Origin of the sequence: Erythrobacter sp. (genome assembly GCF_040217515.1) — a bacterium.
Lineage (GTDB): Bacteria > Pseudomonadota > Alphaproteobacteria > Sphingomonadales > Sphingomonadaceae > Erythrobacter.
The window spans coordinates 339,283-348,591 of sequence record NZ_JAVJPT010000007.1 but is presented as its reverse complement, the minus strand read 5'-3'; the positions used below and the strand labels follow the sequence as shown (position 1 = coordinate 348,591).

Genomic DNA, 9,309 nt, shown 5'->3' with positions numbered 1-9,309 from the left:
TCCTCGATGCGGAAGCTGTAGAACAGCGACTCCTGCATCACCGTTCGCTCGCCCATCATCAGCATGTCTCCGCAGGTTTGCCGAGATCAATGAATCAGGAGCCCAACCCTTCTGCAAGCGGAGTTTTTCAACAGAATAGGGTCGTAAGCAGGCAGTCCGCCTTCGGGCGTTGCCAGCACCCTCAGCGCGGCAGTTCGGTCACGCCCATCAGCGCCTCGTCCACTGCGCGCGCGGCCTGGCGGCCTTCGCGGATCGCCCACACGACGAGGCTCTGCCCGCGCCGCATGTCGCCGCACGCCCACACGCCCGGAACGTTGGTCGCGTACGTGTCGGTGTCGGCTTTCACATTGCCGCGCTCGGTCAGTTCGACCGCCGCCTGTTCGAGCAGGCCGGCCTTTTTCGGACCCGTAAAGCCCATGGCGAGCAGGATGAGGTCGGCCGGAATGGTGAATTCGCTTCCGACGATCTCGCGCATTTGGCCGTCCACCCATTCGACCCGCGCGCATTCGAGGCCGGTGACTTTCTCGCCATCGCCGATCACGCGCTTGGTCAGCACCGCCCAGTCGCGGTTGGCGCCTTCCTCGTGGCTGGAGGAGGTGCGCAGTTTCAGCGGCCAGTCGGGCCAGGTCAGCGCCTTGTCCTCCTTTTCGGGAGGCTTGGGCATGATTTCGAGCTGGGTGACGCTTTTCGCGCCTTGCCGGTTCGATGTGCCGACGCAGTCCGAACCCGTGTCTCCGCCGCCGATCACGACCACGTCCTTGCCCGTCGCGAGCAGCGAGCCGCGCGGGGCCGCACGGACCTCGTCATCGCCGGCAACACGCTTGTTCTGCTGGGTGAGGAATTCCATCGCGAGGCGCACGCCCGGCATTTCGGCGCCCGGAATGGCAAGCTGGCGCGCATCCTCGGCCCCGCCGGCGAGCACGATCGCGTCGAAATTTTCCGACAGCGTCTTGAACGAAATGTCGACTCCGACTTCCTTGCTGGTGCGGAATTCGACGCCTTCGGCTTCCATCTGGACGCAGCGGCGATTGATGTGGTGCTTTTCCATCTTGAAGTCGGGAATGCCGTAGCGAAGCAGCCCGCCGACGCGGTCCGACTTCTCGAACACGGTGACCGAATGCCCGGCGCGCGCGAGCTGCTGCGCGGCGGCCAGCCCGGCGGGCCCGGAGCCGACCACCGCCACCGACTTGCCGGTTTTCCTTTCGGGGATCTGCGGTTCGACCCAGCCTTCCTTGAAGCCGCGATCGATGATCGCGCATTCGATCGACTTGATGGTGACCGGCTGGTCGACGATGTTGAGCGTGCAGCTCGCCTCGCACGGGGCGGGGCAGATGCGGCCGGTGAATTCGGGGAAGTTGTTCGTGCTGTGCAGCAGGTCGAGCGCGTTGCGCCAATCGTCCTCGTAGACGAGGTGATTCCAGTCCGGGATCAGGTTGTTCACCGGGCAGCCATTGTGACAATAGGGAATGCCGCAATCCATGCAGCGCGAAGCCTGCCCGGCCAAAGTCGCATCGTCCGGCTGGACGACGAATTCGCGGTAGCTCTTCAGCCGCTCGGTCGGATCGAGATAGTCGCGATCGCGCCGATCCAGTTCGAGAAATCCGGTTTCCTTGCCCACGAGGTCAAATCTCCGATTTGGCCGAAGCCCCCGCGAGGGGCGGGGGTCCGGCTTCACTTTGGTTGAGCGCTTCCGACGGAAGCGGGGTTCCCGCTTGCGCGGGAATGACGAATGAAGACCTATTCCGCCGCGACACTTTCCGCTTCGAGCCGTTCCGCCTCGAGCGCTTCGAGCGCGCGCTTGTAATCGCGCGGCATGACCTTCACGAATTTGGCGAGCGCATTGTCCCAGTCCGCGAGCAGTTCGCCCGCGCGAGCGCTGCCGGTGTGGAGCTGGTGGCGTTCTACGAGGATGCGCAGCCGTTCGGCATTGTGGCGCAGCATGTCGCCCATGCCATAGTCGTGCACCGAACGCGCGCGCTGCGACGGCCTCCCTAGACCTTCATCGAGATCGCCTTCCGCGCTGACGGGTACGAGATCGACCTGCGCATGGTTGACCAGTTTCGAGAACGTGCCTTCGGGATCGTAGACATAGGCGAGCCCGCCGCTCATCCCGGCGGCGAAATTGCGCCCCGTCTGGCCGAGCACTACGACGACCCCGCCGGTCATGTATTCGCAGGCATGGTCGCCCGTACCTTCGACCACGGCGATGGCACCCGAATTGCGCACAGCGAAGCGTTCGCCCGCGACGCCGCCGAAATAGGCCTCGCCCGCGATTGCGCCGTAAAGCACGGTGTTGCCGACGATGATGTTCGCGGCGGCTTCGCGCGGCACGCCCTCGGGCTGGCGCACGACGATGCGGCCTCCCGAAAGCCCCTTGCCGACATAGTCGTTGGCATCGCCCACGAGGTCGAGCGTGACGCCGTGCGCAAGCCACGCGCCGAAGCTCTGCCCCGCAACGCCGTTGAAATGCACCCGTACCGTGTCGGACGGCAGCCCTTCATGGCCGTGGGCCCGCGCGATTTCGCCCGAAAGCATCGTGCCGACCGTGCGATTGACGTTGCGGATTTCGTGCCGGAGTTCGACCGGCGCGGCCTTGTCGATCGCTTCGCGGCATTCGGAAATCAGGACATTGTCCATCGCCGCGCCGAGGCCGTGATCCTGGTCCTCCGTGTTGCGCAGGCTCGCATTGTCGGCCAGCGGCACACGGTGGAGGATGCGGGTGAGATCGATCCCGCGCGCCTTCCAGTGGCGGTCCATCCGGGTGAAATCGAGCCGGTCGACCCGGCCCACCATTTCATCGACCGTGCGAAAGCCCATTTCGGCCATGATGCCGCGCAGCTCTTCGGCGACGTAGAACATGTAATTCACGACGTGTTCGGGCTGGCCCATGAAGCGCGCGCGCAGCACCGGGTCCTGCGTCGCGACGCCGACCGGGCAGGTGTTGAGATGGCACTTGCGCATCATGATGCACCCCGCCGCGATCAGCGGGGCGGTGGCGAAGCCGAATTCGTCCGCGCCCAATAGCGCGCCGATGGCCACGTCGCGGCCCGTGCGCAACCCGCCGTCGACCTGAACCGCGATGCGGCTGCGCAGATCGTTGAGCAGGAGCGTCTGCTGCGTCTCGGCAAGGCCGATTTCCCACGGGCTCCCGGCATGGGTGAGGCTGGTCAGCGGCGAGGCGCCCGTCCCGCCGTCATAGCCCGAAATCGTGACATGGTCCGCGCGCGCCTTGGACACGCCTGCAGCAACCGTGCCGACGCCGACTTCGGAGACGAGTTTGACCGAAACGCGGGCCTCGGGGTTCACGTTCTTGAGGTCGTGGATCAGCTGGGCGAGATCCTCGATCGAATAGATGTCGTGATGCGGCGGCGGGGAAATGAGGCCCACGCCCGGGGTCGAATAGCGCACCGCGCCGATCCGCTTGTCGACCTTGTGCCCCGGAAGCTGGCCACCCTCGCCGGGCTTCGCGCCCTGCGCCATCTTGATCTGGATATCGTCCGAATTGACAAGATATTCGGTCGTCACGCCGAAGCGCCCCGAGGCCACCTGCTTGATCCGGCTGCGCATCGAATCGCCCGATTCCAGCGGTTTGAACCGGAACGGCTCCTCACCGCCCTCGCCCGTGTTCGAACGCCCGCCGATGCGGTTCATCGCGATGGCGAGCGTCGAATGGGCCTCATGGCTGATCGAGCCGAAACTCATCGCGCCGGTCGAGAACCGCTTGACGATCTCGCTCGCCGGTTCGACTTCGTCCAATGGCAGCGGTTCGTCGCTTTTACGGAATTCGAGCAGGCCGCGGATCGTCAGCAGGCGTTCGGACTGTTCGTTGATCGAGGCCGCGAATTCCTCGTAATCCTTGGCCTTGCTGCCGCGCACGGCGTGCTGCAGCTTGGCGATATTCTCCGGCGTCCAGGCATGTTCCTCGCCGCGCAGGCGGAACTGGTAGATGCCGCCGACATCGAGCATCGATTTATACAGCGGGTTGTCGCCATATGCCTGCCCATGGCGGCGCAGCGCTTCCTCGGCGACTTCGGCAAGGCCGATGCCTTCGATCATCGAGGCCGTGCCGGTGAAATATTTCTCGACGAATTCGCTCGAAAGCCCGACCGCGTCGAAGATCTGCGCACCGCAATAGGACTGGTAGGTCGAAATGCCCATCTTGGACATGACCTTGCGCATGCCCTTGCCGACACCCTTGATATAGTTGCGCGCGACCTCTTCGGCAGGCAGTTCGGGATGCTTTCTCGCGCGCAGGTCTTCCAGCGTTTCGAAGGCGACATAGGGGTTGATCGCCTCCGCCCCATAGCCTGCGAGCACGCAGAAATGGTGCACTTCGCGCGGCTCGCCGCTTTCGACGACCAGCCCGGTCTGCATGCGCAGGCCCTGACGGACGAGATGGTGATGCACCGCCGCCGTCGCCAGCAGAGCGGGCATTGGCACGCGGGTTTCGTCCTGCGTGCGATCGGACAGGACGAGGATGTTGTGATCCTGCAGCACCGCCTCGGTCGCGGCCCAGCACATTTCCTTCAGCGCCATCTCGATCCCCTCGACGCCGGTTTCGGCATCCCAGGTGATGTCGATCGTCGCGCAGCGGAATGCCCCGTCGAGCGCTTCCTCGACCGAGCGGATCTTGGCGAGGTCCTCGTTGGTCAGGATCGGCTGGTCGACTTCGAGCCGCTTGTGCGTGCCGGCATCGTGGCCGAGCAGGTTGGGGCGCGGGCCGATCATCGAGGTCAGGCTCATCACCAGTTCCTCGCGGATCGGGTCGATCGGCGGGTTCGTCACCTGCGCGAAGTTCTGCTTGAAATAATCATAGAGCAGGCGCGAGCGGTCCGACAGCACGGCAAGCGGGGTGTCGGTCCCCATCGAGCCGACCGGATCGTCACCCTTCACACCCAGCGGTTCGAGGAAGCGCGCGAGATCCTCCTGCGTGTAACCGAAGGCCTGCTGACGCTGGAGCAGCGTCGTCGGGCCCTCCGGCACGGCGGCGAGGTCGGGCTCGATATGGTCGATGTCGGGAAGCTTGAACTGCGCCTGTTCGAGCCATTCGGCGAAGGGCTCGGCCCGGGCGAGATCGGCCTTGAGCTCCTCGTCCTCGATGATGCGGCCTTCCTCGAGGTCGATCAGCAGCATCTTGCCCGGCTGGAGCCGCCACTTGCGCACGATTTCCTCTTCGGCAAAGGGCAGCACGCCGCTTTCGGAGGCGAGGCAGACGAGATCGTCCTTCGTCACGCAATAGCGCGCGGGCCGAAGCCCGTTGCGGTCGAGCGTCGCGCCGATCTGGCGCCCGTCGGTGAAGCACACCGCGGCCGGGCCGTCCCAAGGCTCCATCAGCGCGGCGTGGTATTCGTAAAAGGCGCGCCGGTCGGGATCCATCAGCTCGTTGCCCGCCCACGCCTCGGGAATGAGCATCATCATCGCGTGCGGCAGCGAATATCCGCCCGCCAGCAGCAGTTCCAAGGCGTTGTCGAGACAGGCCGTGTCCGATTGCCCGTGCGGGATGATCGGCCACATCTTGTCGAGATCGGGGCCGAGCAGCTCGCTTTCCATGGTGCGGCGGCGCGCATTCATCCAGTTCACGTTGCCGCGCACCGTGTTGATCTCGCCGTTATGCGCCATGAAGCGATAGGGGTGGGCGAGCCGCCACGACGGGAAGGTGTTGGTCGAAAAACGCTGGTGGACGAGACCGAACGCGGAAACGCAATCGGGATCGCTCAGGTCGTCGTAGAAACTGCCCACCTGGCTTGCCAGCAGCAGGCCCTTGTAGACGATGGTCCGGCTCGAAAAGCTCGGCAGGTAGGTCTCGGTAAGGCCGGGCAGGCCCTTCTTCACCTCGAGCTTGGCGAGCGGGTTCTGGACCTGCTTGCGGATGACGATCAGCTTGCGCTCGAACGCGTCCTGGTCGGGGCAGCCCTCGCCCCGGGCAATGATCGCCTGCCGGATCACCGGCATCGATTCGATCACCGCATCGCCCAGCCCGTCGAGCGTGACCGGCACGTCGCGCCAGCCGACGAAGCGCTGGCCTTCCTTTTCGGTGAAGGTCTCGAAGCTTTGCGAAACGAAATCGCGCGCCGCATCGTCGCGCGGCATGAAGCACATCGCGACCGCATAATCGCCCGGCTGCGGCAGGTCGTGGCCGTTTTCTTCGGCCCAGCGGCGGAAAAGCGGATCGGGGATCTGGATCAGCAGGCCGGCGCCGTCGCCCAGCAGCGGATCCGCGCCCACCGCGCCGCGATGGTCGAGCTTCTCCAGGATCTCGAGCGCCTGCTCGATGATCGCATGGCTTTTCGTGCCCTTGATATGGGCGACCATGCCGACGCCGCAGGCGTCATGTTCGTTTTGCGGGTCGTAAAGACCCTGGGAAGCTGGATATCCCATGGCTCGGTTCCACTCTGTCAGATGCCGGCTCGCGGGCCCTTTTCCGTTCGGTCGGGGCCGGGTCGCGAGGGGGTGTGCCGGCAGGTGTTTCGGCATGGAGGCGAGCGAATTGGCCCGCTCCACGCAGGTCTCCAACCTAATGGAGATGCAAAAGCGATTTTGCAACCGCGAAAGGCGAAGCAATATTTCGCCTGCTCGCAGGGCGGCAATCATTTCGTTGCTCGCCGCCGTTCGAAAGCGCGCCCTGTTGCGCCGCGCGCGGGGATTCAGGCAGCGCCGCGCATGTCATGCAACTTCGCGAGCGCGGCGGCGAGGTCGCGTGTCCTGCCATTGGTCCTCGCGTCCTGCGCGCCCGACGGCGCGCCGTCGGCAAGTTCGCCGAGCGCCTCGAGCGCTTCGGCCAGCGCCGCGTCGCGGTCCGGGGGCCGGGCCGCGCCCAAGGCCTGTGTCGCCACGCCCTGCGCCTGTTCGGCGGCCTGGCGTTCGTGGAGCGCGGCGGCGAGGCGTTCGACCATCTCGACCAGGCTGAGCTCGTCGGTCGGGCGGCCGCGCAGGCGGGCGATCGCGGCCGATCCGGGAGGCGCTCCGCCATCCGCCGGGTCGCTCTCCTCTCCGGCGCTACCCTGCGTCTCGATGGTTGGCGTCTCGATCTCGCCCGCAGGCGGGCCCTCGACCCACACCGCATTGCGGCCGGGAAGCGCGGCGAATTGGGCAAGGTCGATCCCGGCGACCGGGCCATCGGCCGGCGGGTCGCTTTCGCCGGGATGCGCCGCGCCGTCCTGCGGAACGGTCGCACCAGGCTCGCTTCTCCCGGCCACCGGGTCATACTCGCTGGGGTTCCCCGCTGCCTCCGCTTCCCCGAGCGCGCGGGCAAGGCGGCGGCGGATCGCGCTGGAGTGCCGGTTAGGCTCCTCCGTTATATCGGGCGCATCGGCCGCAGCCTCGCGCTGCCCGTCCGCCACTTCCGTGTTGTCCGACCAGTCCTGCGCATTCATCCCGAGCGGCATCGCCTCGAGCGGCGCATCGAAGCTCTCGCTGCCCAGATCCTCGCGCGGGTCGATCGGGCGCATCCGCATGCTGTCGCCGATTTCGTCATCCGCCCGTTCATCCCTCGCATAGACCGTGCGCCGTCCCCGCGCGCGCTGCGTCACCGCCCGCGCGATGCCGTAGGCGAGCGCGCCGCCTGCCAGCGCTCCCAGCGCGGCGATCAGGTAATGAGCGGCCGCCCCGAACGCGCCGAGCCCGCTCGCTGGGGCGATCCCGGCTGTCGCTGCCGGCGGCAGGACGAGGATGGCGAGCCCGCACAGCGCCGCGCCCCACAGGCCCAGCACGGGGGCGAAAACGGCATGTGCCCAAAGCCGCCTGCGCTTCGGGCGCCCCCCAGACCGGCGCCCCCGTGCAGCAGCGCTGGAGCGATCGGAGGAGCCGTCCGGCGAGCCCCCGTTCGCGCGCTTGCCTGCCCTGATCCAGCCGAGTCTCATCGCGCCGAAGGTTCCTCACACATCGCAGCGGGGCGCGCGGTCCGTTCCGCCCGCGCCCGGTTCCTTGTGGCCGGGTCGCCTGCACGCGTCCGGTCGCTATCCCCCGGCAGTTAGCAGCTCTTGGTAAACAGCCGGATAACGCCGCGCATTGCGTGCCCAGTCATGGTTCTCGCGAACATGGGCCGCCCCGCTTTCCTTGATGTCCCACCAATCCACGTGCGGGTTGAGGTCCGGCCATGTTCCCTCGTAATGGTGCAATGCGCCGGACAATTCCTGCGCGCAGCCCACCGGATCGCCGGGCGGGAACAGGAAGCCGGTCACCTGGTCGGTGATCAGTTCCTCATGACCGCCCACCCGGCTTGCCGCCACGACCAGCCCCTGCGCCATCGCCTCGAGCGGCTTGAGCGGCGTCACGAGGTCGGTCAGGCGCGATTTCTTGCGGGGGAAGGCCAGCAGAGAGATCAGCGAATAATACCTTTCGACCTGTTCGTGCGGCACGCGGCCCGTAAAGATTATCGCGTCTCGGTGGCGTTCGGGCAGGGCCGCGGCCTGTGCTCGCAGGCTTTCCTCCATCGGACCGCCCCCGACCAGCAGCAGGCGGACATCGGCCCATTCATCGCTGTCCTCGTCCTCGTAATAGGTTCCCTCGCGCAGCAACCGCACCGCCTCGATCAGGTCATCCAGCCCTTCGTAATCGTAGAAGCTGCCGACATATCCGATCACCGGGGTGAATTTCGGGATGCCGAGCCTCCGGGCGAGCGCTTCGTCATAGACGGGCGGCTTGCCGAACAGCGCCATGTCCACGCCATTGGGCATTACGCCGATGCGCTCTTCGGGAATGCCGCGCCCTACCAGATCGCCTTTCAGGCCCTTGCAGATCGTGAACAGCGCGTCGGCCCGCCGCGCAACATGCGTCTCGAGCGCGCGCGTCAGGCGGTACTTGACCGATCCCTCCCGCCCCGTGCCGTTGCCGACCGCCGCGTCCTCCCAGAAGGCGCGGACCTCGTAGACCACCGGCACGCCGAGTGCGCGCCCCGCAATGAGCGCCGCCGCCCCGCCGAGCGCGGGCGAATGGGCGTGGAGGACATCGGGCCGCCATTCCCGCGCCAGCCGCCGGATCGCCCCTGCCAGCGCGCGAATCTCGCCGATTTCGGCGAGAAGAGGCGGGCCGGAGGGAACGCCCGGCGTTCGGTGAAAGGTCAGCCCGTCGGCGATTTCGGGGTTTTCGCGACCGGCGCCCGAACCCTTTTCGACATTGTGGCGCTGCCCGGTGATCGCGCGCACCTCCAGCCCCAGCGCCTCCTGCGCTTTCAGGATCGCGCGCGTGCGGAAGGTATAGCCCGAATGGAGCGGCAGCGAATGGTCGAGGACGTGGAGCACGCGGGTCATGGCCCGGCCTCTAGTGCAGGCGTGCTTAACGGCGCGTCAACTGCCGCCCTTTAGTTAGCGG

General features: G+C 66.5%; 4 protein-coding genes. All 4 read right to left on the bottom strand.

The window, feature by feature from the left end:
* Positions 1–181: 181 nt before the first annotated feature.
* The 4 genes from RIB52_RS10085 to RIB52_RS10070 all read right to left on the bottom strand — a co-directional run bounded on the left by RIB52_RS10085 (position 182) and on the right by RIB52_RS10070 (position 9,248).
* Positions 182–1,618: a glutamate synthase subunit beta gene (locus RIB52_RS10085; RefSeq protein WP_350175294.1), complete on the bottom strand. Its 1,437-nt coding sequence runs from the start codon at positions 1,616–1,618 to the stop codon at positions 182–184.
* Positions 1,619–1,737: 119 nt separating this feature from the next.
* Entirely contained in the window at positions 1,738–6,378 is a 4,641-nt protein-coding gene (gene gltB, locus RIB52_RS10080) for a glutamate synthase large subunit (protein WP_350175293.1), read from the bottom strand.
* Positions 6,379–6,644: 266 nt separating this feature from the next.
* Positions 6,645–7,709: a hypothetical protein gene (locus RIB52_RS10075; RefSeq protein ID WP_350175292.1), complete on the bottom strand. Its 1,065-nt coding sequence runs from the start codon at positions 7,707–7,709 to the stop codon at positions 6,645–6,647.
* Positions 7,710–7,955: 246 nt separating this feature from the next.
* A complete protein-coding gene (locus tag RIB52_RS10070; protein WP_350175291.1) occupies positions 7,956–9,248 on the bottom strand; it encodes a TIGR04063 family PEP-CTERM/XrtA system glycosyltransferase in 1,293 nt (430 codons plus the stop codon).
* Between the last annotated feature and the right edge of the window lie 61 nt (positions 9,249–9,309).